The sequence below is a fragment of the Pediococcus cellicola genome (assembly GCF_001438655.1).
GTDB lineage: Bacteria > Bacillota > Bacilli > Lactobacillales > Lactobacillaceae > Pediococcus > Pediococcus cellicola.
In genome coordinates this window covers 1-24485 of the sequence record NZ_JQBR01000009.1, presented here as the reverse complement: position 1 = coordinate 24485, position 24485 = coordinate 1, and the positions used below count along the sequence as shown (strand labels likewise).

Sequence of the window (24485 nt, the reverse complement as noted above, 5' to 3'; positions counted from 1 at the left end):
CTATACCTCCTTTGGACGAATAAGATTTCCATTATTAATATAGGACTGAAATTCTTGATAAATTGGATAAAAAAGTTCACTGGTATCAGAAGCAAGCATTTTCTTTGGGAAAAAGAAACGTTGATCGCCTGAAACACGACCAGTAATTGCCGCAACCAGGGCGCTGGCCGTCGACAATTCCACTAAACTACCATCATGCTGCATCAGTTCGATTTGGGTACGTGGCTTTTGGGTGCTAGGATCATAGGCATCATAAGGCAAATCATAGCTGTCATTGATGGCGGTGTAATAAGTACTGTTAAAACCAGCCTTTTCGATGAGCTGTCGTAATCTAGGAAGCAAGTATTCGGAATTTTGCGTAAAGCGAACAGATTTCAGAGGGATTCTATTCAAGAAGCGATTCGATAAATCTCTTAAAACTGGATCTTTATCGTCCTCCCACTGTTGAAAATAGGTGTTTAATACTCCATCATCCAGTCGCAAATAATCGGCTACCGTTGCGGTATGCTTAAAAAATGGCATTAAAAAATAGGGAATAAAGTCTCGTTGCTGTTCTAAAGTATTCTGATTTTGGCCATAAACTTCGTTTGCACGTTGGAGAAGATGACTTAAAATCATTTCCATAGAACGTGAAACCGGATGGAAGTAAACCTGCAGATACATTTGAAAACGGCTCACAATGAAATCTTCAACTGCATGAATGCCACTGATTGAAAAGGCAATACCGTCTTTATAAGGGCGCATAACGCGTAAAATACGGGTCAAATCAAAAGTACCATAGTTAGTGCCAGTGTAATAAGAATCTCGCAAAAGATAATCCATCCGGTCGGCATCAATTTGACTAGAAATCATTTGAACCACTTGAGGATTCGGATATTTGTGGGCAATGACACTGGCAACCTCAGCAGGAAATTTGGGTGACACGCGTCGCAAGACTTGATTAACCTGTGTTTCAGGATCTGTGATGATGTGCTCGGTATAACTTTCATGATCAGTATGGAAGATATGCTCAAAAGTATGTGAGTACGCACCATGACCAATATCATGAAGTAAAGCCGCACACAGTGTGACGAGACGTTCTGAATTATCCCAAAGGCCATCACCGGGCTTTTTGGAAGGGTAATTACGTTCGAAACTGTCACAAATACGGCGAGCCACTTCATAACAGCCTAAGGAATGAGAGAAGCGGGTGTGTTCGGCACCGTGAAAAACTAGCGATGTGGTGCCTAGTTGATGAATACGTCTTAAGCGTTGGAATTCTTTGGTGTTAATTAAATCTAAAATAACTTGGTTTTGAACATAAACGTAATCGTGAACGGGGTCGCGAAACACCTTTTCCATTGGTAAAAGTTGATTCCGATAATCCATGAAAATAGGCTTCCTTCCATCTAAATTTATTGATTAAACTAAGTATAACAATTCAGTCCCGATAAAGCCAAAACGCTATGATGAATGATACTTTGGGTTTATACTAATAGAGAAGCTATTTTTGGGAAAAGAGGGTGTTTGTTTCGATGGATGAACTTAATACTGGCGTACCTGTGGCCATTCATTTGGATACCTATATTACGCAAGAAGGAGAACAATCTCATTTTACGTTTGATGAGAAGGGTCAGCTTTTTCAAATGGGCGATTCAATTTATATCCGGTATCAAGAAACTGAAGAGCAAACCAATAAACAAGTTCCAGTTACAATGAAGATTGATGATGACGGCGACGTTTTGTTAACACGGTCTGGAGAAAATAAATTACGGTTACGATTCAGCAATGGCAAACGAATTCAAGCGCGCTATCGTACACCATATGGCATTTTGCCAGTTGATACTGTGACACCGTTTTTGGAAGTCCGATTGCGTGATCGTCCTTTTTCGGGGACGGTCAAAGTGGACTATCAGTTGTTTGCAGGGGAAAGTTTATTAGGAGACTACAGAATTAGATTGCAATTTACAGCTTAGGTAATGTATTATAGGGAGTAGACTGTTGAAAGGACGTGCACCAGTTTGGATTTGAAAATTTTTGATGGTCAGGATAAAACAGAGCTTTCTTTAATTGAGGTTGCGCATGCAATTCTTGCACAACACGGAGATCCCATGGCATTTGTGGATCTTGCTAATGAAGTTCAACAATATCTTGGCAAAACCGATGAAGAATTCCGCGATCGCTTATCACAATTTTATACTGATTTAAACACTGATGGTAGTTTCATTTCTTTAGGAGACAATAGCTGGGGATTACGTACGTGGTATCCTTTTGACTCTATTGACGAAGCTATTATTCATGCAGATGAAGACGAAGATGATGATCGTCCAAAGCGTAAGAAGCGTAAGAAGGTCAATGCTTTCTTAGCTGATGCAGCTGATGACGATGATGTCATTGATTACGATGCTGATGATCCAGAAGATGATGATGTGGTTGCCGATGATGACGATGACTTCGATTCTGATGATGATGACGATTATACTGATACCAACAAAGATGATGATAGTGACGATTTGCCAGATGATGATTTACCTGATGGCATTGAAGGCCAGCTATCAGAGTTAGATGATGATGACGATTCGGATGACGATGATTAATTCACTGACTTAAGCTTGACAATTAAGATGTGAGCTTGTATTATCTTTATTGGGCGCTTTGCTATGTGCAAAGACAACAGTACGGATTTTAATGTGCTCCCTATTCCAAATGAATAGGGAGCATTTTTATTTTTTTGAATGTCCCTAAAAAACCTCAAAGGAGTTATAAAATGACTAAGTATATTTTTGTCACCGGTGGTGTTGTTTCTTCGCTTGGTAAAGGAATTGTAGCAGCTTCTCTTGGCCGTTTGCTTAAGAATCGCGGTTTAAAGGTTACCATTCAGAAGTTTGATCCCTATATTAACGTAGATCCTGGAACAATGAATCCTTATCAACATGGGGAAGTTTTTGTGACAGACGACGGTACTGAAACGGATCTTGATTTAGGTCACTATGAGCGGTTTATCGATAATGATTTGAACAAGTATTCAAATGTGACAACGGGAAAAATTTATTCTGAGGTTTTGAAAAAAGAGCGTCGTGGTGATTACTTGGGCGCAACTGTTCAGGTGATTCCTCATATTACCAATACAATTAAAGAAAAAATCATGCGTGCAGGTACCATTACGGATTCCGATATTGTGATTACAGAAATTGGTGGGACAGTTGGCGATATTGAATCACTGCCATTCTTAGAAGCTTTGCGTCAAATGAAGAGTGAAGTGGGTTCGGAAAATGTGGTTTATATTCATACTACATTAATTCCTTACTTACGTGCAGCTGGTGAAATGAAGACGAAGCCAACTCAACACAGTGTTAAAGAATTACGTGGGGTAGGAATTCAACCAAATATTTTGGTGGTTCGGACAGAAAAACCAATTACGCAGTCCATGCGCAATAAAATTGCCTTATTCTGTGACGTAGATCCAGAAGCTGTGATCGAATCTCGTGATGTGGATAACTTGTATCAAATTCCGTTAAATTTGCAGGCTCAAGGAATGGACCAATTAGTGGTTGATCACTTTGGCTTGAAGACACCAAAAGCTGATATGGAAGCTTGGCGCAAAATGACGGCACACGTTCGAAATGATTTGGACCATGTCATTAAGATTGCTTTAGTGGGTAAGTATGTGGCGTTACAAGATGCATATATTTCCGTTTCCGAAGCGCTTAAGCATGCTGGTTATCCGGTCAATGCCAAAATTGAGATTCAAAAAGTGGATTCTGAAAAAATCACGCCAGAAAACATTACTGAAATTTTAGGTAATGTGGATGGCTTAATCGTTCCTGGTGGATTTGGAGATCGTGGTATTGAAGGGATGATTACAGCCATTCAATACGCACGTGAACATGACTTGCCATTCTTAGGCATTTGTTTAGGTATGCAAATGGCCTCAGTTGAGTTTGCGCGAAATGTATTAGGATACAAAGATGCTAACTCCACAGAAATGGATCCCAAAACTAAGCACAACATTATTGATTTGATGGCTGACCAAGCTGATGTCCACAATATGGGTGGAACACAACGTTTAGGGCTGTATCCATGTAAGTTAAAAGCGGGTTCCGTGGCAGCTGCGGCCTACAATAATCAGGATGTCATTCAAGAACGTCATCGTCATCGCTTTGAGTTCAATAACCAATATCGTGATGAAATGCAGGAACATGGTCTGGTCTTTTCTGGAACCTCTCCTGATAACCATTTGGTAGAAGTGATTGAATTACCAGAGAAAAAATTCTTTGTGGCTTCGCAATATCACCCAGAATTTTTATCACGCCCACAACGACCAGAAGGCTTGTTTAAGGCATTTATTGAAGCAGCAAATAAATAAAACTAAAATAACTTTGTAACTAGGTTATAAAGCAGTAACTTTTAGTAGGAGACCGAAGAAAATCGTTACTTTTTCTTCGGTCTTTTTTTAACACAAAGTTAAGAAGTAAAGGTTGTGGGAAGTGGCTGCTAGCTTGACAACCCTGCTTCGGGTTAATAACTGACTTTTTTTAAATTAATGGTTGTTTTTTTGATATAGGTTATTTATGATTAGAATTGACTGTACAATTATTAGCATGTTGATAAGTGAGGAAAGTACACATGAAGAAAATGGTAATCCGTGGCGGACAACAACTTTCCGGTGAAGTAACCATTGGCGGTGCTAAAAACAGCACGGTAGCTTTGATTCCAGCTGCAATACTAGCTGACACCCCTGTCCGCCTGGACTCAGTTCCTGACATTTTGGATGTTCATAACTTAATGATTATTCTTGAATCTATGAATGTGCATTCAACGTTTGAAAATGGTGTCATGGAAATTGATCCAACTCATATAATTGAAAGTGCCTTGCCTAGTAAGGCCATTAAAAGTTTGCGTGCTTCCTACTATTTTATGGGGGCATTGCTAGGTCGATTCAAACGTGCCACAGTAAGTTTTCCGGGTGGAGATAATATTGGCCCGCGTCCCATTGATCAACATATCAAGGGGTTTAAAGCACTAGGAGCGACCGTTAACGAAAAAAATGATTCTGTCTATATTACAACTGATTCCAGAGAACTGCATGGGGCACATATCTTTTTAGACGTGGTTTCAGTAGGTGCGACAATTAATGTGATTTTGGCTGCAGTTAAAGCACATGGACAAACTACTATTGAAAATGCAGCTCGTGAACCTGAAATTATTGATTTAGTGACTTTCTTGAATAGTATGGGCGCTAAGATTCGGGGAGCCGGTACGGACGTCATTCGTATTGATGGTGTTGACAGTCTGGGCACTGATGCCACACATACGATTATTCCAGATCGTATTGAAGCTGGGACATATCTATCTCTGGCTGCTTCGGTTGGTACAGGCATTCAGATTAACAACATTATTCCGGAGCATTTAGAATCCTTTAATTCAAAATTACTCGAACTCGGTGTTGATTTGGTTGTGGATGAAGATAGTATTTTTGTACCAGAAGCCACGAATCTTCACGGGATCGAAATTAAAACCAATCCCTTTCCAGGATTTGCGACTGATCTTCAGCAACCAATCACGCCTGCTTTGTTAAAAGCACAAGACAATAGTGTCATCGTGGATACTATTTATCCTAAACGAGTTAAGCACATTGCTCAGCTGCAAAAAATGGGAGCAAATATTCGGGTTGAAAATGACATTATTATCGTGGCCCATACGGAACAGCTCCACGGTGCCGAAGTTGAAGCCGGTGAAATACGTGCTGGGGCTGCCTTGATGATTGCAGGACTTATGGCAAATGGCACGACAACGATTAATAAAGCCGAAAATATTTTACGTGGCTATGATCGCATTGTCTACAAATTACAACAATTGGGTGCCGATATTGAGATTGTTAGTGATGAAGAAGAAAGAATTAAATAGAGGTAAAGCATGAGCGATTTTTTGACAATGGCGGAGCTTCAAAATATGACGCTCAAAAAAATTTATGGATTTGCACGTCAGTTTAAGATTCCGTACTATGGGCAAATGAATAAGGCCGAATTATCTTTAGCAATTATTCGTGCACAAGCTAAAGAACAAGACTTCGTAGAGATGGAAGGCGTTTTGGATATCGTCTCGCAGGAAGGCTTTGGCTTTCTGAGACCTATTAATTACGGACCATCTCAAGAGGACATTTATATTTCAGCGTCTCAGATTACCCGTTTTGGTCTGCGAAATGGGGATCTGGTGACTGGTAAAGCAAGGCATCCGAAACCTTCGGAACGATACTATGGTTTGATGCACGTAGATCGTGTGAACGGTAAAAATCCGGAAGAAGCCAAGCAACGTCCTCATTTTCCTGCACTTACACCAATTTATCCAAAGCAACAAATCAAATTAGAAACAACCTCGAAAAACCTAGCTACCAGATTAATTGATATTTTCACACCCATCGGTTTCGGCCAACGCGGTTTGATTGTGGCACCGCCTAAGGCTGGAAAAACCACCTTATTGAAATCAATTGCAAATGGAATTGCAACCAATTACCCGAAAGTAAAACTAATTGTTTTACTCATTGATGAACGACCCGAAGAAGTTACGGATTTGGAGCGTTCCATTAAGGGTGAAATTGTGTCGTCAACGTTTGATAAGGAACCAAAGAATCATATTCGTGTCTCCGAATTAGTTTTACAGCGCGCGTTACGTTTAGTAGAAGATAAAGAAGACGTCGTCATTTTGTTAGATTCCATTACACGCCTGACACGTGCCTATAACTTAGTCATTCCACCAAGTGGACGTACGCTCTCCGGTGGTATTGATCCTGCAGCATTCTATAAGCCCAAAAAGTTTTTTGGTGCCGCACGGAATATTGAAGAGGGCGGCAGTTTGACCATTTTAGGGACGGCATTGGTTGAGACGGGGAGTCGTTTGGATGATGTGATTTACGAAGAATTTAAGGGAACCGGTAATTCTGAATTAACATTATCACGCGAACTGGCAGAGCGACGAGTTTTTCCGGCGCTAGATATCAAACAGTCTGGTACTCGTAAAGAAGAATTGCTACTTTCGCAAAAAGTATTGGATCAAATTTGGCGGATTCGCCGGGCAATGGTTGGCGATTCACTAGAAACAACGGAACAACTTCTGCAGTTTTTGCGTAATACCAAAAATGATCGTGACTTTTTACAAGATATTGAAAATGTGAAGTTTAAATCAACTACACGACGTCGCAATTCGAGGTAAAATATTGTTACTTGAAAAGGCATTGTTAGCTAGTAAGGCCAATTTGGCTACTAAGCCAGACGTCACAAGATTTGTTGGTGATTTTTGACAATTGTGGAGTTGCGTCTAACAAATATTCATGATATTATAGTGGACGTTGACTAATTAGTATAAATAACTATGTCTCAGTAAATGACTCATGGCAAAGGAGCGTAATTATAATGAAAAAAGGAATTCATCCAGATTATCACGAAGTTGTTTTTCAAGATTCAACAACTGGTTATAAGTTTATTTCTGGTTCTACCCAGACTTCTGATGAAACCATCAAGATGGACGATGGGAAAGAATATCCATTAGTTCGTGTTGAAATTTCTTCTGATTCACACCCATTCTACACGGGCCGTCAGAAGTTCAACCAAGTCGACGGAACAGTCGATCGTTTCAACAAGAAGTACGGTTTTTCAGACGACAACAAATAATAGTAAAATTAAAAAAGCTCGAATCAGCATTACCGCTGATATGAGCTTTTTTAATTTGCTTTTTTTTGTTCTAATCGCGAGACAATCTGAACAAGAATAAAATTTAATGCAACTAATACAGAAGTAGAAATAAAAACGGCACCGTAATCAAAGGATCCAGATACAGCAGAGCCAATTAGAGGACCCGACATATTTCCTAAAGCTTGAAACGATTGGTTCCAGCTAAAAACTCTTCCGGTGACTTCTGCTGGAGAACGTTTAGACAGGATGGCTTGCACAGCGGGCAGCATGGCACCATCTGAGATGCCCACCATAAATCGGAAGAAGGCTAGCAGCCAAACAGAATTCACAAAAGCCATGGGGATGTACATGCAGATGGCAAAAATAAAACCAATTGACAGAATTTTTTCTGTACCAATATGATCTCCTAGTTCACCCAATCGTGGTGCAGAGAATAATGTGGCAATGCCAGGAACGGCGGCCACCACACCGGCTACTAAAGTGACGGGGCCGATTCCTTGCATAAGTTGACGTACATATAAACTTAGAATTGGGGTAATGGAATTGTTAGAGGCTTGAATAATCATGGTTGTTAAAAACATGCCAAAAACAATTTTAGGATTTTGTAATTTACCAATCACTTCTTTTGTAGACAGCGGTTTGGCACGTTGAACAGGATGAAAATGTTCGTGTACAAAAAAATAACTGAGGAAGAAAACAATTAATAAAACAGCACCAGTTATAAAAAAAGTAATCCGATAAGAAAAGAATTCAGCTAAAAGCCCGCCAAGCAATGGTCCAATTAAATTTCCACTGACATAGCCGGTGGATAAGGTGCCTAAGGCTAACCCGCTTTTTTCTTTTGGGGTTTCGGTGGCCAGCAGTGCGTTGGCATTGCTGATGTAACCGGAGAAGAAGCCTTGGATCATCCGTAAGGCAATCAGTTGCCAGATATTAGACACCAGTCCCATAGCACCAATCACAAAGGCCATACCTAGTGAGGCACGTAAAATCATCAATTTGCGCCCTTTACTATCGGCTAAGCGTCCCCAAAGTGGTGAAACGAAAGCGGTCACCAAATAAGTTGCAGAATATGTAATCCCACTGTAGAATGAGAGTTGTTGTTTGGAGAACTGGCCAAGTGTATCCACGTAAAGCGACAAGAAAGGCATGACTTCGCTAAATGCCATGCCGGCCATAAAGGTTCCAAACCAAAGGACAACTAAGTTCTGTTCCCAAGGTGCCCGCTTTTTAAAAATGGTTTTTTTAAATTTTGAAAGCAAAGTTATCCTCCTTTAAAAAAGTTTTAATGAGTTAAAAACTATATTTATTAGGATACCACTATTCGAGAACACAGGGGAGAAGAAGTATATGCAAAGAAAACAACATCGTGTGAGAAATTGGCTAACAACTTTTTTGATCTTTTTATTACTGCTAGTTAGTCTGGCACTGATTTTCAATGAACAAATTAAGAACTGGTTGGTGGATTCCTATAAGCCACAAATCACACAACAAACAATTACGAAGAATAAGCATAAAAAAGCAAGTTATAATTTTAGAAGTGTCAAATCACTCGACTTTCAGACCGTGGCAAAGGCCCGGGCCAATTCATCTAAGCTAAATGTGGTCGGAGAGATTAGCATTCCGCAAGTGAAGCTTAATTTGCCCATTGCAAACGGCGTGACGAATGAAAATTTAGCGTTAGCAGCTGCGACGTTGAAAGCGGACATGAAGATGGGCCAAGGCAACTATGCTTTAGCTGGGCATCATATGGTACGCAAGGATATTTTGTTTAGTCCGTTGTACTGGAAAATGCGCCCAGGTATGAAGATTTACGTCACGGATTTAAAACGTATTTATACCTATAAAGCAACAGAGCGAAAGTTTATTGCGGCTACCAGAGTTGATGTGATTAATGATGTGCCTAATCAAAAATTAATTACGTTAATTACCTGTGATGCGACGGGGGCCAAACGTTTGATGATTCGAGGAAAATACGAAAGTTCCATGGCATATAAGAAGGCACCAAAGAAAATTCAGAGCAGTTTTTCTAAAAATTTCAATAATAAATAAAAAGGGCTAGAAAAAAGTATTTTAACTTCAAACATAGCCTTTTCCGCGATTCCGACTAATAAAGTTTGGAAACCAAAAGCGACTGAAATAAAATTTCAGTCGCTTTTTTATGTCACTTTTTATGGCTTAGAAAAGCTACCCAATCAACCACACCAGCATTTATCTGCTGATAGGCGGCTTCGAATTTGTGCGTGTACCAGGGATCGGGAACGTCAGCCGCCGAATTTTCTGGAGCAACGGACATAAAGAGCCTAATTTTAGATTTTGCATAATCGGGCGCTAATGCCTTTAAATCACGGACATTTTGATGATCCATACCAATGATCCAATCAAATTTTTCAAAATCAGCTTGTGTGACTGGTCTGGAAATAAGTGGGTTGTGAGCCACATGATGTTTTTTTAAAACGGCTAAGGTTTGTGGATGAGCGGGGTTTCCGGCTTCCCAATCACTAGTACCGGCGGAGTCCACCCAAAATTGATTTTGTAACTTTTGCGCAACTAATTTTTGTTGAAAGATTGCTTCAGCCATCGGAGAACGACAGATATTACCCAAGCAAACAAATAAAATTTTTTCCATAAAACCACCTAATATTAAATATTGTTTGAATTCAGTCCTTTAGCTTTATAAACGATCGAGCGTCTGGTATTATCAAGGTATCAAAACGTAGAGGAGAATTCGTATGACAACAGGAATAGTAATCGCAGTGATTGTCGTCATTTTAATTGGACTGTTTATTTTATTATATAACAATCTGGTTAAAGCCAGTACCTATACTCAAGAATCATGGAGTCAGATTGATGTGCAATTAAAACGGCGTAATGATTTGATCCCCAATTTAGTTTCAACTGTACAAGGGTATGCATCTTATGAAAAGAGCACTTTAACAAAGGTTGTAGAGTTGCGTAATCAATTAGTGGCCGCAACCGGTACACCACAGAGTACGGCTGCAGAACGCACACAAACAATGGCTTTATCGGATCAATTAAGTAATCAGCTAAAAAGCGTTTTCGCTTTATCAGAGAACTACCCAGATTTAAAGGCCAGCGCGGAATTTAGTAAGTTAATGGAAGAACTCACCAATACCGAAAATAAAATTGCGTACTCACGACAACTGTATAATTCAAGTGTCGCGACCTACAATATGAAGCTACAGACTTTTCCAAGTAACTTTGTGGCGAAAGTCACGAGCTTTAAAGAGGCTACTTATTTACAGGTGCCTGAAGAAGAAACCAAAACCCCAGAGGTATCCTTCAAAAAATATGAGGATTTATAAAAGTGTTCGCTAAGCAAGGAGTGGTTAACGTTGCTATTTCAACAAATTGCACAAAATAAACGACGCACCATTTATGTGATGATCGGCTTTACGTTACTGGTCCTCTTAATTGGTGGTGCGTTGGGGTATGTTTTCTATGATAGTGCGATTTCGGGACTCATCATGTCGGCAGTGATCGCAGTCATCTATATGGGAATCATGATTTCACAGTCCACTTCGGTCGTTATGCGCATGAATCATGCCCACGAGGTTAGTGAACAGGAGCAGCCTGAGCTTTGGCATATTGTTGAAGATATGGCTTTAGTGGGTAAAGTGCCCATGCCCAAGGTTTATATTATTGATGATCCCAGTCCAAACGCGTTTGCCACGGGTAATGATCCTAAACATGCTGCTGTTGCCGTTACAAGTGGTATTATGCAACGATTGAACCGAGAAGAAATGGAAGGCGTTTTAGGGCATGAGATTTCTCACGTACGTAACTACGATATTCGGTTGCAAACCATTGCCTTAGCGTTATCTGCAGCTATCTCAATGCTTGTAAATATTGGGATGCATTCATTTTGGTGGGGCGGAGGTCGTCGCCGAAACAATAACGATTCTGAGGGGGGAAGTGCGCAAATTATTCTCTTAATCCTATCAGTTGTGTTGATTATACTGGGGCCAATTGCGGCTTCTATTGCCCAAATGGCATTGTCACGGAATCGAGAGTACTTAGCGGATGCTTCGAGTGTGGAATTGACTCGAAATCCCCAAGGACTCATTCATGCCTTAGAAAAAATTTCTGATAGTCAACCGATGCAAGCGGCGGATCCGACTAGCTCAGCGCTGTACATTTCTGATCCCTTGCGTAAAAAGGGGGGAATATCGCATTTGTTTGATACACACCCGCCCATTGCAGATCGAATTGCAAGACTTGAAAAGATGTAAGTCATTTGCTGAAAACTAGCGTACAATGATTAGGTGAACGATAAAATATTGAAAGTGAGCTATTAAGATTATGCGGGATGATTTCGTATATATCCACTTGGAGCCCATTGCAAACTTGATTTATTCAAGAGGACTAAGTGTTGAAGATTTCTTACGTGGCATTCCAAGAATACCAACGCATATTTTGGTGTTGAATACACCGGTAAATGATAATTTAAGTATTGATAATCATACACAATTGAATACAGTGAGCGGGACGTTTAATATCCGTAAATATTTGACCAACCCTAAGGCGGATCACGTGAGCTGGTTAGATTATTCACGTCCGGAAGGATTAGACGAATTACTTCCAGAAGAAATTGCTGAATTGTTATATTTGGGGCACATGCATACACATTACACAACACCATTTTCTTATAAGTTACAAAATGACTTTGTGTTTTTGTCACTGGCCAGTAAACAGCTTAAAATTTATTATCGGCAGCTGAAAAACTTTTATCCGGTTTTAAACGGCTCGCTTATCCGACATACACGGCAGTCGTTTAATGAGCGACGAATGTTTAGGCGATATGAAAATTTTGCAGATATTCCACAAACGCTGCTACGCCAATTAACGCCAATTTTAAGCAGTGGCATTATTTTTGCTTTTGACCAAGCATTCGAACAGGAAAAGCAATATCGAATTCCAATTTTAGTGGTGAAGGACAATGCCCAATCACCTATCTATCGGAGTCGCACATCACTTTATACCCAAGCAACCCAAGTGGCTGTGTTACGGTACAATATGATTAGTGGACACTGGCATTTGGTGATTACGGATTCGAGTGCGTTTGAAGACGATCAGTTTTATTAATATTGTAAAAAACTAAAGTAAAAATTGGGCGACATGTTTGTTTTTCAAGTTACAGTTTTGGATAAAAGGGACTGTGAATTGATACAAACAAATATGAAGTTCAGTTTTTTTATTTCAATTCAAAATGGCGAAGAATTTGAATGTGGTATAATTTAAGGGTTCTAAATTAGAGATTAGGAGAATGGATAAAATGAAAATGCAGTTGACAGAGATTGCCAATGCGATTGGAATTGATGACGTACCTGAGAGCTGGCAGGAAATTACGATTGCAAACGTTGAGTTTGATAGCCGCAAGGTACGACCAAATTCATTATTTATTCCATTGAAAGGTCAACGAGATGGTCATGACTTTGTGGATAACGCAATAAAGAACGGAGCAGTAGCCACTTTGTGGGCCAAAGATCATCCTAATGTGCCCAGCGCCTATCCGGCATTAATTGTTGATGATCCACTCGCAAGTTTACAAAAGCTAGCTGTGTACTATTTACGAAAAATCAATCCCAAAGTGGTCGCAATTACTGGTAGTAATGGGAAAACCACGACCAAGGATATGACAGCTTCATTGCTAGAAACACAGTTCAACGTGGTAAAAACAGAAGCTAATTTTAATAATGAGATTGGGGTTCCAGTTACCCTACTAAATATGAATGCCAATACTGAGGTTGTCGTGGTTGAGATGGGGATGGATCGCCCTGGTCAGCTTGATTTCTTGAGTAAAATGGCTCAACCAGACACGGTAGTTATTACTATGATTGGGGAAGCCCATATTGAATTCTTCGGTTCTCGTGATAAGATTGCGGATGCCAAGATGGAGATTACCGATGGTTTAAAAGAAGATGGTTTGTTTATTTATAATGGAGACGAACCACTCTTGCGTGAGCGCAGCAAACAAGTTGAACAGCAGCAATATACTTTTGGTAGCAATGCGGCTGACGAATTGTTTGCAACCAATATTCAAACTGCACGGGATCATACCACTTTTGAGATTAATTTAGTACCTAACCAGACTTATGAGATTCCCATGATTGGTGAGTATAACGTGATGAATGCGCTTGCTGCGATTGCAGTAGCCAAAGCCTATCATATCGATCCTGCCCAGACAGTTGCTGCACTTAGGAACTTTAGGGTGACACATAATCGAACGGAATGGGTATCGGGAAAAAACGGCGAATTAATCTTGAGTGATGTCTATAATTCCAATCCAACGGCGGCTAAAGAGGTCATTAGCTCATTCAGTCAAACAGAAACTAAAGGAAAACGGTTTGTGGTTTTGGGCGATATGCTGGAACTGGGAGAACAGTCGGATGAAATGCACGCGAGTCTTCGTGCATACTTGGATCCACAGCTTATTTCGGAAGTTTATTTAGTGGGAACCCATATGAAGGCTTTAGCTGAAGGCTTGAAAAATAAATATGAAGCAAATCAAATTCATTGGTATGCTGTAAATGAAGAAACACAGTTAATTGAGGATTTGCAGGTAAAACTGACAAATCAAGATGAGGTTTTGATTAAGGGAAGCCATGGGATTCACCTTGAAAAGGTTTTATCGGCTTTACAAAAGGCAGAATAGTCAAATTAAGCAAACTGGCCTAATTGGTCTGGTTTGCTTATTTATATTCACGGGTGTATGATGTTAAGGTTATGTTTATAGCAGTGACTTCTCAGAACCGCAGGATAAAAGGACGGATTTTCTTTTGGATTCTGACAGAAGCACTTCACGATTTCACTAGGAGGAAAATTATTTGAAGTTTACAGATTTTGATTTATCGGATGAGTTGCAAAAAACCATTCAAGAAAGTGGTTATGAAGAACCAACCCCGATTCAGGCACAGACTATTCCCCACGTTTTAGCTGGTAAGGACATTATTGGCCAGGCTCAAACAGGAACGGGAAAGACAGCGGCCTTTGGATTACCTATCTTGGAACATGTGGATACTGACAATCCAAACGTTCAGGCATTAGTAGTTTCCCCAACTCGGGAACTTGCCATTCAAACTCAAGAAGAACTCTACCGTTTAGGAAGAGCCAAACATGTTAAAGTTCAAGTGGTCTATGGTGGTGCAGATATTCGTCGCCAAATTAAAAACCTAAAGAGCCATCCCCAAATTATTGTTGGAACACCAGGACGTTTATTAGACCATATTCGTCGTCATACAATTAAATTGGAAAATGTTCAGACATTAGTGCTTGATGAGGCCGATGACATGTTGGACATGGGCTTCTTGCCAGACATCGAATCAATTATTTCAGAAACACCAGATAGTCGTCAGACACTGTTGTTCTCTGCAACGATGCCACCTGCAATGAAGAAAATTGGGGTTAAGTTCATGACTGACCCAGAACAAATTACAGTTAAGTCTAAAGAGCTTACAGCTGATTTGGTCGATCAATATTACATTAAATCAAAAGAATTTGAAAAATTTGATATGTTGACCCGCATTTTAGATGTTCAAAATCCAGCACTGGCCTTGGTATTTGGCCGTACAAAACGCCGTGTGGATGAAGTTTCTCGTGGCCTTGAAGCTCGTGGTTATAATGCTGCTGGTATTCACGGCGATTTGACGCAACAACGCCGTTCCAGCATTTTGCAAAAATTCCGAAATGGACAAATTGATATTCTTGTGGCTACTGATGTAGCAGCTCGTGGATTAGATATTTCGGGTGTGACACATGTTTATAACTATGACATTCCACAAGATCCTGATAGTTATGTTCATCGAATTGGACGTACGGGTCGTGCCGGTGCTCATGGTGTTTCTGTCACATTTGTGACTCCTTGGGAAATGGATTATCTTCGCGAGGTTGAAAAGCTTACAAAGAAGCGCATGTTGCCACTTAAGCCACCAACAAATGATGAAGCCTTCCAAGGCCGTGTGGCAATTGCAGAACAAGAAATTGAAGATCTTGTGACTAAAACACAAGATGATCAATTTAGTGATCAAGCCAAAGAATTATTAGAAAAGTATACCCCAGAACAATTGGCGGCTGCTTTACTAAATAGCAAGACAAAAGCTGATTCTAGCCAAGTTAAGGTGCGAATCACGCCTGAACGACCATTGCCAAAACATAAAAAGGGCAATGGGGGTAATTATCATGGTAATGGCGGTCACCGTGGTGGCGGCTATCGTGGTAATAACAACCGCCATGGTAATGGTAATTATCGTGGCAACCGGGATCGTGATAAGTATGGTAAGTCCGATCGCAGTCATGGAAATTACAAGAAGAACAGTGGCAGTAGCCATGGTAATAGTAGCAATGGCAATCGCCATTCTTCGTCTAACCGAAAATTTACGATTCGTGAACATAACTAGTCAGTTAAGTTGAAATTGAATTAGTAAGTCAAAAATGCGGGTCCCGCAACTCAATAAATGAGTTTGAGGGACTCGCATTTTTTGGTTTAATAATGTGAATGGATTTCACTTTGCATTGAGAAAGATGAAGTTTACTTTCTTTAGAGTACGTTCTACACTTGAAAGGATGATGTCATTACGTCAATAAATAAAAATTGACCAACGTCTAATTTAAATCTGATAGAATGAGGGTAACTTAACTTGGAGATGAGTCTATGATTTATGGAATGGGAATTGATCTTACTGAAATTGATCGTGTCTTTAAAATCCAAGCGCGCTTACCTAAGTTTGCACAACGGGTTTTAACTGAAAAAGAACGTGCAGTCTATCAAAAGCTAACGCAGAGGCGTGCCGCAGAATTTTTAGCGGGCCGGTTTTCGGCTAAGGAAGCGTACAGTAAAGCGTATGGCACTGGGTTAGGCACACAGATAGGATTTCAAGATATTGAAATCCTTGATGAGCCGTCCGGAAAACCTGTCGTTAGAAAGCAGCCGTTTACTGGGATAGCGCACGTTTCTATATCGCACACGAGTCAATTTGTCATGACACAAGTTATTTTAGAACAGGAAGGATAATATTTTTATGAACGCAGGGATTCATCGACCAACTATAATTCAAGTGGATGCACAAGCTATTCGACAAAATATTCAGCAAGAACGACTACGTATGCAATCGGGAACGGATTTATTTGCGGTGATTAAGGCCAACGGTTATGGTCATGGTTTACTTCACGTGGCACGCTACGCACTGGAGGCCGGGGCAACCGGGTTTTGTGTGGCCATCTTGGACGAAGCATTAGCCCTGCGTGAAGCGGGTTTTACACAGCCCATTTTAATTCTGGGTATTGTGGCACCTCAATACGCACCATTACTTGCAGACCAACACATTTCGGTGGCTGTGGGGAGTCAGCAATGGCTAGAAAAAGCCGACGAATTTTTACAGGATGGTCAAAAAGTACGCGTCCATCTCGCCCTGGATACGGGAATGGGTAGAATTGGGCTTCAGGAACCTGCAGAATTAGAACGCGTAGAAGCTTTTTTAATTCAGCACAAGCTGCAGTTTGAATTCGAAGGAATTTTTACACATTTTGCGACGGCAGACGAGTTGGATCAAACGTACTTTCAGACGCAAGTGAACCGGTTTAAAGCGTTTATGGCCGTTTTAAAGCAAAAGCCGCGCTACGTTCATGTGGCAAATTCGGCAACCAGTCTGTGGCATAAAGCATGCGGGGGAAACATGATACGATTTGGCATAGCGCTTTATGGTATGAATCCATCAGGACGCGTGTTATCTGCACCTTACCCCTTAAGCCCGGCCCTGACTTTAGAGTCGGCATTAGTTTTTGTGAAAGAGCTAAAAAAAGGGCGTTCAGTGGGCTATGGTGCTACGTATACTGCTGAAAATGACGAATGGATTGGGACCGTGCCAATTGGATATGCAGATGGCTATCCTCGACGGTTGCAGGGCTTTCATGTTTTGGTAGATGGTAACTATTGTGAAATTGTTGGAAGAATCTGTATGGACCAATTAATGATTCGTTTGCCACAATCATATCCGGTGGGGACCAAAGTGGTTTTGGTTGGCAAAAGTGGACAAAATGCCATTACGATGGTTGATGTTGCAGAAGCTGCGCAGACAATCAGTTATGAAATTGCCTGTGGCTTTTCATCACGTATTCCACGAAACTACTTGCATGATCAAAAAGCTTAATAAATTTATTACCATTTAGTACGAAAACGTGATATAGTAATGGTAATTCATGAATAGCGACGGGAGTTTTGATCATGGAAATTAAACAGCAGAATCAATTGAGTACGGATAAGAATAAAGGCCTTAATATAAGCCATTTGCAAGCTTATTGTGACTTGTTTGGCGTTAGTCAAGATTCAGTTTCTGATGATGTTGTCGAAACTTATTTTACGGATCATCAATTTGACCGCGTTCAATCACTTATTGAAGGATATGCGACAATGGCTAGCTTAAATGAGCAGATTGTGCATGAGTTTCAGGCTTGTGATGATGAATGCTACAATGAATTTTTAGAGAGTTAATTAAATATAGGGGTGACAGTTGCAATGAGTGAGGCCAATATTAAACGTGGCGACATTTTTTATGCAGACTTGTCTCCTGTAGTTGGGTCGGAACAGGGTGGTATGCGCCCTGTTTTAATTATTCAAAATAATATTGGTAATCACTATAGTCCGACCGTGATTGTGGCAGCTATTACTGCTAAAATTCAAAAACCAAAGATGCCAACCCATGTTGGGATTACAGCTGCAGAGACGGGCGTAGAACGAAATTCAGTGATTTTATTGGAACAAATTCGAACAATTGACAAACAGCGACTTAAGGACCAGGTTGGGCAACTTGCGCCGGATAAAATGCGTGAGGTTGACACGGCACTGAAGGTAAGTGTGGGTCTGGCAGACAATGTGCGTCATACATAAAAAAGGTTTGAACGATTACACATAGAGAAAAAGGTTAGCGCCTGTTACGTGGCAGCTAGCCTTTTTAGTTCAACTTTTTTATTGGAAAGGAAGCAATTATGGAAATTAAGTTGGCACGTATTTATACCAAACCGGTTGATGAGTCCGGCTACCGGGTCTTAGTGGACCGTCTTTGGCCACGAGGTATTTCTAAAGTTAACGCAAAGTTAGATTGGTGGGCAAAAGAAATAGGACCAAGTACCGACCTTCGAAAGTGGTTTAACCATGATCCCCAAAAGTTTCTAGAATTTGAAAAAAAATATCAAGCCGAGTTAAATGAGAATTCATTTACGCCCCAGTTTGTCACACAAATCCAGGCTCAATTAACAACACAGAACGTCATTTTTCTATTTGGCGCGAAGGATGAAACACATAATCAGGCAGTTGTTTTAAAAGCATATGTTGAAGCTCACTTTAAAAAGTAAGCCATTTGATAATCTGCTACAAACATGCCTGCTAGGAAAAATTCGTCCTTCAGAATTCCTTCAATTTCGAAGCCGTGTTTTTTATAAAACTGAATGGCACGAGGATTGGTTGCCAAAACCCGCAAATGAAGTTTGTGAACGCCAGCTTCCTTAGCTAATTGTTTAAGGTGTTCAAGCAATTGACCACCCACACCAGCTGATTGGTATTTTTGGGTAACTCCAATTCCAAAGGTCCAAGTGTATTTTGAGGCTGTTTTAGAAGTAGCGGGATGAAAATCAATTGATCCTACTGGCAATTGGTTAATCAAAGCCACAATGGTGTCTTTAGCGGAGTGATCTTTTAAGTAAGATTGGGCATCGGGGTAATAAATGTCAACGGGCGTATTGTTATGATTCCAGATTTCATTTTCCATTTTATATAATGTTTCAGCGTCCTGGGGTGCTAAAGGGCGGATAATCAGTGTATTTTTCATAAAAGCCTCCTGAATTATGGATGATTTTATGATATCATAAAAAGGTTCGTGGTTCGCAATTATCCCACACAAAAAAACTAAGGAGGTATTTCTAATGACTAATCATCAGACGAAATCCTGGATTATTAATGCCATGGTGGCAGCTTTGTACATCGTACTATCGTTATTAGTTGGTATTTTAAATTTGGCGTCAGGTGCCATTCAATTTCGAATTTCCGAAGGACTCAATCATTTGGTGGTTTTTAACAAGAAGTATATTTGGGGCATTACGGCTGGTGTGTTGTTGTTCAATGCATTCGGTCCTGGAAACTCGATTCCAAATGTTATCTTTGGAACTGGACAAACATTATTGGCCTTGCTAATCGTGGGGTATGTTAGCCCTCGGCTACCAAAGATGTGGCAAAAAATGGCCCTAAATACGGTCTTGTTTACAGTTTCAATGTGTTTGGTAGCTCTAGAACTCAAGTTAACACTGAATCTACCATTTTGGTGGACATACTTCACAACGGCCGTTTCTGAGCTGATCATCATGACTATTACGGCACCCATTATGTATTACTTAGACCGATTCGTACACTTCAATCAGCGTATCGAAAATTAATTTGCACAAAAAAGAGACTGGAATTTTCCAGTCTCTTTCTGTATCTGAACTTGAATAGGCAAATTGGATCAAAAAGGCTAACTTATCCACTTGGCTACGAAAACCAGACGATGTAAAAAAAGACTCTATCGGTTTTCTGGGTTGCCATAGCAACTTATTGCTTTAGTGTTTTAAGTCGAGCGTCGCATGCTTGAAGAAAAGTACCTTTTTTTTCGTTTTTTTATCACGAATTTTAAATACGATCGTAGGACTGTAAATCTTCAATTTCGGGTACCCGGAATTCTTTACGTTCTAGATTATCCACAATACGGTCTAATTTTTTCTTGCCAACATCAGATGGCAACGTAAAGAGTGTTCGGTGAACTAATTCGCCACCTTGAGCATCTAAGGACATGACACTGGCAATCGAGGTGTACTTAGTGATAATCTTAGCCATTGAAGCTAAATCGCCACGTTCGCCACTTGAAACGACCGTTAGCACATAACTGCCGACATTCACATTCCAAGATTGAGAAAGCATATCTAGTAAACGTGCATGGGTCAAAATCCCATAAAAATGATTATTGTCATCCAAAACTGTAATGTACGGTAAGTCTTTGATTGAAAAGAAGACATTAAAGAACGCTGCGTTTACCGAAATAAATTTGGTCGCATTCTTTAATAAGGTAGTCACAGGAAGGCTCATATCGCCACCTCGAGACTTATGACGATAAATATGCATTTTGTAAATGTTTCCACGGAATAATTGACCAGTTTCATCTAATATTGGCACACAGCGAAAGCCTGAATCCTCAAGAATTTGTAACGCTTCTTCCAAAGTAGCGTCCTCTCTCACAGTGGTCAAACGTTCTTTGGGTTTAACAAGTGATTTTAAGAGCATATAACATCCCTCCAACTGAATAGTAATCTTCACAGCCTTAATGATAGCATGTTTTCAAAAAGAGTGCGATAAGATAATAAAAGTTTCTCATTATTTTATCACACTCTTTTTAGTTTTTTTTAAAAAACGATCACGGGTGTTCCTAAGGCAACTAACTTGTATACCCGTGGCATCACAGATGGCGGCGTATTTACACAGCCGTTGGAGCCGTGAGTTTTATACCAATCACCACCAAAGGTTGGTTGCCAGGAAGCGTCATGAATACCAATTCCTGTATCATCGATGGGCATCCAATAACTAACTTTTGAAGCGTATGCACTACCATCGGCCTCTTTACCCCGGAGTGTGGAGTGGCGTTTCTTTGCCCAAACGGACCAGACACCGGTTGTCGTAGTTTGCTTAGGAGGCAGACCCGTGACGACGTTTGTTTTTAAGACTAATTTACCTTTTTTATAAATGAACATTTTTTGATTTTTTTTATCAACCTCAACGTAGGTATTTCCTAAAATCTGTTTATTGGTATTATAACCGGTACCTTGAGTCAATGGTTGACGGGTAAAGTCTTTCCCACTCAAAATGGCTGCACTTAAAGCTGCACTTTCATCGGTAATGCGGAAACTCCATCCAAATAGGCCACCATTTACAGTCACTTTACCTCGCAAAGTGCTCGTGAAGGTCTTGGGTTTACCGTACGTTTTATACTTGGCATTCAGCTTAGAAACATAGACTTGTACCTGAGTGGGGTCTAAAGAAAGTTGCTGGTTTTGATAGGTTAACCAATTGGCAATGGTCTTTTTGGGAATTCTAAAATGATACCCAGCAATATTATAGATAGCTTTTTCGCTTAAAATAGCCGTTGCTTGGGTGGCTGCTCGCTGTGCTGCCGTGTTTTTGGAAGAATGATGACTCAGATAAGTCGCACTTGTGAGCGTCAAAGCTGTTTGACCAAGTGATAAAGATTTTTTCAACTGTTGTGTTAATTTTTTCGGATCAATTCGATTTCCCTGGCTAGCCCGTACGAGCTTAACATGCCCAGCTGCAACTGTTAAACGCGCACTTTTTCCTGCAGCCCGATGACGATTTAGGCGGGCAACGTGTTTGGATACGATTTGGCTAAGCTTTTGATCATTCTGAGAAAGGTTCAAAGTGGAAGAATGACTTGCTTGTGCACTATGAATAAAGGATAGTGGCCACGTAAATGGGTTTTGGTTTTGAAGAATCCTTTTTAAAGGCGTGAGAGAATTTAATTTTAAATTCACACTCCGAAGGTTAAAAGAAGTCAACGTGCGACCCTTTTCTTTAATTACGAAGTCCTTTTGCAAAAGGTGAGTGTTAATTGTTTTTTTGGCCTGACTCAGTGACTGATTCCCAATTTGAATATTTGCCACTTTTGTGTTGGGCAGGAATCGTTCATTATGAGAAAAATGGTAGGTGCCAATCCCGTACGCGAGGACGAATAGTAGGGCAATAATTCCTAAGATTCGGCCAAAGTGGTGAGTGTGATGTGTCATTGTGATTCTCCTTAAACGTTTTGATATTATAATTTAAGATACTGCAAAAATTAGGAAATCGCAATGCTTCTATAAATATGAGTTAATAAAAAATCGACCATCTACGAATTGGATTTCGTAAATGATCGATTCGTCATTTAAGGATTAAATGAACTTATTTTTCTAAGTTAGCCAAACCATCATTCAAAACTTTCTTCAAAGTTTTAGCAGAAGCAGCCATCTTTTGCTTTTCGTCAGCATTCAATGGTGATTCGATAACACGAACCAAACCAGAGCCATTGACTACAGCTGGTGTTCCGATATAAATGTCCTTCAAACCATCATATTGGCCGTCCATGTATGCACCAACAGGGAGAACAGCATTTTCATCACGTAAAATTGCTTTTGAAATACGTGTCAAGGCAGTGGCAACACCGTAGAAAGTGGCACCCTTCTTGTTGATGATTTCATAAGCTTTGTTACGAACATCGTCTTCGATTTTAGCAAGATCGTCAGTTGAAACGCCTTCTTCTTTAGCAATTTCAAGTAATGGTTTTGTACCGATAGTAGCAGCTGAGTATCCAGCAAATTCTGAATCACCATGTTCGCCCAAGATGTAAGCATCCACAGAAGCAGGTGAAACGTTGAATTTCTTACCAAGAGCCACACGTAAACGAGCGGTATCCAATGAAATTCCTGAACCAATAACTTTCTCCTTAGGGAATCCTGAGAATTTCCATGTTGCATAAGTTAAAATATCAACTGGGTTAGCAGCAACCAAGAAAATACCATTGAAGCCAGAGTCAACAACTGGTTTAACGATTGTTGATAAGATCTTCAAGTTCTTGTTTACAAGGTCCAAACGAGTTTCTCCAGGCTTTTGAGGTGCGCCGGCTGTAATAACAACTAAGTCCGCATCCTTGCAGTCTGAGTATTCACCAGAATAGATCTTCTTTGGTGAAGTGAATGGTGTGGCGTCTTCAAGGTCAAGTGCATCTCCTTGAGTACGTTCCTTGATAACATCGACAACAACGAATTCTTCAGCGATTCCTTGTTGAGCCATTGCAAATGCAAAGCTAGAACCAACAGCGCCATCGCCGACTAAAACAACTTTTTGATGATTTGGTGTATTAGACAAAATATGACATCCTTTCAATTTGTAATTTCAGCTACTAGTATACCACGTTCAGCATTGGTTTCGCATTCACTAATTAAAGTTTCCACAAAATTTAAGTTTAATAGAAAAAATGAATAAAAATGACCTACTATAGCCAACTTCACAAAATAATCATGCTCATAGTATTAAATAATGGGTTATCGTTATAGTGGAGGGGTGAGTATGAAAAGAAAAAATGGTTATCAATATTTGGAGTGCTAGTTATTATCGTATGTGGCGTAGTTGCATACGTATATTTAAATTCTGATATGTATACCGTTAATCAAGTGAATTCCAAGATGGATAGCATGATTAGAGAGAAGAATTATAAGCAAATGAAATCTGTTGCTAATAATAAGCATACATATATCTTTTTAAGAAGTCTGTCTAGCAAAGATAAAGTTAGCGATACTTCAAATTTTCAAGGGGGGTCTGACAAAAATGCATATTACGTTACGGCAGTAAAAAGCCAAAAACTAGCTGTCTATATGCGTAAAACAGGAGTAGTCAGTTGGGAGATACGTCATGTCGAAAAACAATAAAAAATTATGTTTGTAATTGCTATAGGAACTGAAGTTATAATTTGATACAAACATATAAAAGCACGTTCGAAAAAAGTAAAATTTATTCGGAGGTGTTTTTATTATGACAAATAATTGTTATTCCTATGAAACGAAACTTGAACAGTCCGGCTTCTAAACAGTGGCATGAGTGGCCGAAAAATATGCCAGACTCTCGGGCTGAAGAGTGATGGATTAATTTACACTTGGCGAAAATGAATTCGAAATGGAGAATATTATCGACTAAGTCAGGTACAGGAAAAACAATATAAGTACCAAAAAGGAGTGTTA

General features: G+C 40.0%; 26 protein-coding genes and 1 riboswitch. Of the genes, 19 read left to right on the top strand and 7 right to left on the bottom strand.

From position 1 onward, the window contains the following. Positions 1 to 1368, bottom strand: coding sequence for an HD domain-containing protein (locus IV80_RS08055; RefSeq protein ID WP_057751980.1), 1368 nt, complete (start codon positions 1366 to 1368; stop codon positions 1 to 3). A gap of 146 nt (positions 1369 to 1514) precedes the next feature. On the opposite strand from IV80_RS08055, the gene IV80_RS08050 reads away from it, so the two are divergent. The 6 genes from IV80_RS08050 (at position 1515) to IV80_RS08025 (ending at position 7646) form a co-directional block, all read left to right on the top strand. Further along, positions 1515 to 1955 carry a YwiB family protein gene (locus IV80_RS08050; protein ID WP_057751977.1) on the top strand — a complete coding sequence of 147 codons (441 nt, stop codon included), beginning with the start codon at positions 1515 to 1517 and terminating at the stop codon, positions 1953 to 1955. 45 nt (positions 1956 to 2000) lie between these two features. Continuing rightward, positions 2001 to 2576 (top strand): DNA-directed RNA polymerase subunit delta, encoded by a 576-nt coding sequence (rpoE, locus tag IV80_RS08045; protein ID WP_057751974.1) that lies wholly within the window; start codon positions 2001 to 2003, stop codon positions 2574 to 2576. 170 nt (positions 2577 to 2746) lie between these two features. Continuing rightward, positions 2747 to 4345, top strand: coding sequence for a CTP synthase (locus IV80_RS08040; RefSeq protein WP_057751971.1), 1599 nt, complete (start codon positions 2747 to 2749; stop codon positions 4343 to 4345). A gap of 260 nt (positions 4346 to 4605) precedes the next feature. Beyond that, positions 4606 to 5886 carry a UDP-N-acetylglucosamine 1-carboxyvinyltransferase gene (locus tag IV80_RS08035; protein ID WP_057751968.1) on the top strand — a complete coding sequence of 427 codons (1281 nt, stop codon included), beginning with the start codon at positions 4606 to 4608 and terminating at the stop codon, positions 5884 to 5886. A gap of 9 nt (positions 5887 to 5895) precedes the next feature. Beyond that, a complete protein-coding gene (gene rho, locus IV80_RS08030; protein WP_057751966.1) occupies positions 5896 to 7188 on the top strand; it encodes a transcription termination factor Rho in 1293 nt (430 codons plus the stop codon). A 200-nt stretch (positions 7189 to 7388) separates the two neighbouring features. Beyond that, positions 7389 to 7646, top strand: coding sequence for a type B 50S ribosomal protein L31 (locus tag IV80_RS08025; RefSeq protein WP_057751965.1), 258 nt, complete (start codon positions 7389 to 7391; stop codon positions 7644 to 7646). 50 nt (positions 7647 to 7696) lie between these two features. On the opposite strand, the gene IV80_RS08020 is transcribed toward IV80_RS08025, so the two are convergent. Beyond that, a complete protein-coding gene (locus tag IV80_RS08020; RefSeq protein ID WP_057751963.1) occupies positions 7697 to 8929 on the bottom strand; it encodes a multidrug efflux MFS transporter in 1233 nt (410 codons plus the stop codon). An 88-nt stretch (positions 8930 to 9017) separates the two neighbouring features. On the opposite strand from IV80_RS08020, the gene IV80_RS08015 reads away from it, so the two are divergent. Continuing rightward, complete coding sequence (locus IV80_RS08015) at positions 9018 to 9719, top strand: class A sortase (protein WP_057751962.1); 702 nt, start codon at positions 9018 to 9020, stop codon at positions 9717 to 9719. Positions 9720 to 9831: 112 nt separating this feature from the next. Here IV80_RS08015 and IV80_RS08010 read toward each other — a convergent pair whose 3' ends face one another. Then, positions 9832 to 10296: a low molecular weight protein-tyrosine-phosphatase gene (locus tag IV80_RS08010; RefSeq protein WP_057751959.1), complete on the bottom strand. Its 465-nt coding sequence runs from the start codon at positions 10294 to 10296 to the stop codon at positions 9832 to 9834. A 103-nt stretch (positions 10297 to 10399) separates the two neighbouring features. On the opposite strand from IV80_RS08010, the gene IV80_RS08005 reads away from it, so the two are divergent. From IV80_RS08005 to IV80_RS07960, 10 genes are all read left to right on the top strand, one after another. Further along, a complete protein-coding gene (locus tag IV80_RS08005; RefSeq protein ID WP_057751957.1) occupies positions 10400 to 10993 on the top strand; it encodes a LemA family protein in 594 nt (197 codons plus the stop codon). Between the two features lie 30 nt (positions 10994 to 11023). Beyond that, the gene (gene htpX, locus IV80_RS08000; RefSeq protein WP_057751953.1) at positions 11024 to 11920 is read left to right on the top strand and encodes a zinc metalloprotease HtpX; all 897 of its coding nucleotides are present in this window, start codon (positions 11024 to 11026) and stop codon (positions 11918 to 11920) included. Between the two features lie 115 nt (positions 11921 to 12035). Then, positions 12036 to 12773 carry a hypothetical protein gene (locus IV80_RS07995; protein ID WP_236699591.1) on the top strand — a complete coding sequence of 246 codons (738 nt, stop codon included), beginning with the start codon at positions 12036 to 12038 and terminating at the stop codon, positions 12771 to 12773. Between the two features lie 190 nt (positions 12774 to 12963). Continuing rightward, complete coding sequence (locus IV80_RS07990; RefSeq protein ID WP_057751946.1) at positions 12964 to 14343, top strand: UDP-N-acetylmuramoyl-tripeptide--D-alanyl-D-alanine ligase; 1380 nt, start codon at positions 12964 to 12966, stop codon at positions 14341 to 14343. 172 nt (positions 14344 to 14515) lie between these two features. Continuing rightward, positions 14516 to 16084 carry a degradosome RNA helicase CshA gene (gene cshA / locus IV80_RS07985; protein WP_057751943.1) on the top strand — a complete coding sequence of 523 codons (1569 nt, stop codon included), beginning with the start codon at positions 14516 to 14518 and terminating at the stop codon, positions 16082 to 16084. Between the two features lie 254 nt (positions 16085 to 16338). Next, entirely contained in the window at positions 16339 to 16698 is a 360-nt protein-coding gene (gene acpS, locus IV80_RS07980; RefSeq protein WP_057751940.1) for a holo-ACP synthase, read from the top strand. 7 nt (positions 16699 to 16705) lie between these two features. Beyond that, on the top strand, positions 16706 to 17833 hold the full coding sequence (alr, locus tag IV80_RS07975; RefSeq protein WP_057751937.1) for an alanine racemase: 1128 nt from the start codon (positions 16706 to 16708) through the stop codon (positions 17831 to 17833). Positions 17834 to 17907: 74 nt separating this feature from the next. Then, a complete protein-coding gene (locus IV80_RS07970) occupies positions 17908 to 18174 on the top strand; it encodes a hypothetical protein (protein ID WP_057751935.1) in 267 nt (88 codons plus the stop codon). A gap of 24 nt (positions 18175 to 18198) precedes the next feature. Further along, positions 18199 to 18570, top strand: a complete 372-nt coding sequence (locus IV80_RS07965) for a type II toxin-antitoxin system PemK/MazF family toxin (RefSeq protein WP_057751932.1) — start codon at positions 18199 to 18201, stop codon at positions 18568 to 18570. A gap of 98 nt (positions 18571 to 18668) precedes the next feature. Continuing rightward, the gene (locus tag IV80_RS07960; protein ID WP_057751929.1) at positions 18669 to 19034 is read left to right on the top strand and encodes a DUF488 domain-containing protein; all 366 of its coding nucleotides are present in this window, start codon (positions 18669 to 18671) and stop codon (positions 19032 to 19034) included. Here the strand turns inward: IV80_RS07960 and IV80_RS07955 are convergent. Continuing rightward, entirely contained in the window at positions 19019 to 19507 is a 489-nt protein-coding gene (locus tag IV80_RS07955) for a GNAT family N-acetyltransferase (RefSeq protein WP_057751926.1), read from the bottom strand. The two genes, IV80_RS07960 and IV80_RS07955, sit on opposite strands and share 16 nt — an antisense overlap. A 42-nt stretch (positions 19508 to 19549) precedes the next feature. Then, positions 19550 to 19594, top strand: a riboswitch (PreQ1 riboswitch). Positions 19595 to 19601: 7 nt separating this feature from the next. On the opposite strand from IV80_RS07955, the gene IV80_RS07950 reads away from it, so the two are divergent. Then, the gene (locus tag IV80_RS07950; protein WP_057751923.1) at positions 19602 to 20108 is read left to right on the top strand and encodes a QueT transporter family protein; all 507 of its coding nucleotides are present in this window, start codon (positions 19602 to 19604) and stop codon (positions 20106 to 20108) included. 232 nt (positions 20109 to 20340) lie between these two features. Here the strand turns inward: IV80_RS07950 and cbpA are convergent, their stop codons facing one another. The 3 genes from cbpA to IV80_RS07935 all read right to left on the bottom strand — a co-directional run bounded on the left by cbpA (position 20341) and on the right by IV80_RS07935 (position 23616). Continuing rightward, on the bottom strand, positions 20341 to 20988 hold the full coding sequence (gene cbpA / locus IV80_RS07945) for a cyclic di-AMP binding protein CbpA (RefSeq protein ID WP_057751920.1): 648 nt from the start codon (positions 20986 to 20988) through the stop codon (positions 20341 to 20343). Positions 20989 to 21107: 119 nt separating this feature from the next. Further along, on the bottom strand, positions 21108 to 22499 hold the full coding sequence (locus IV80_RS07940) for a L,D-transpeptidase family protein (RefSeq protein ID WP_057751917.1): 1392 nt from the start codon (positions 22497 to 22499) through the stop codon (positions 21108 to 21110). A gap of 154 nt (positions 22500 to 22653) precedes the next feature. Further along, a complete protein-coding gene (locus IV80_RS07935) occupies positions 22654 to 23616 on the bottom strand; it encodes an L-lactate dehydrogenase (RefSeq protein WP_057751914.1) in 963 nt (320 codons plus the stop codon). A 326-nt stretch (positions 23617 to 23942) separates the two neighbouring features. Here IV80_RS07935 and IV80_RS07930 point away from each other — a divergent pair, with 326 nt between their 5' ends. Beyond that, positions 23943 to 24176: a hypothetical protein gene (locus IV80_RS07930; RefSeq protein WP_157048834.1), complete on the top strand. Its 234-nt coding sequence runs from the start codon at positions 23943 to 23945 to the stop codon at positions 24174 to 24176. The last annotated feature ends 309 nt before the right edge of the window (positions 24177 to 24485 follow it).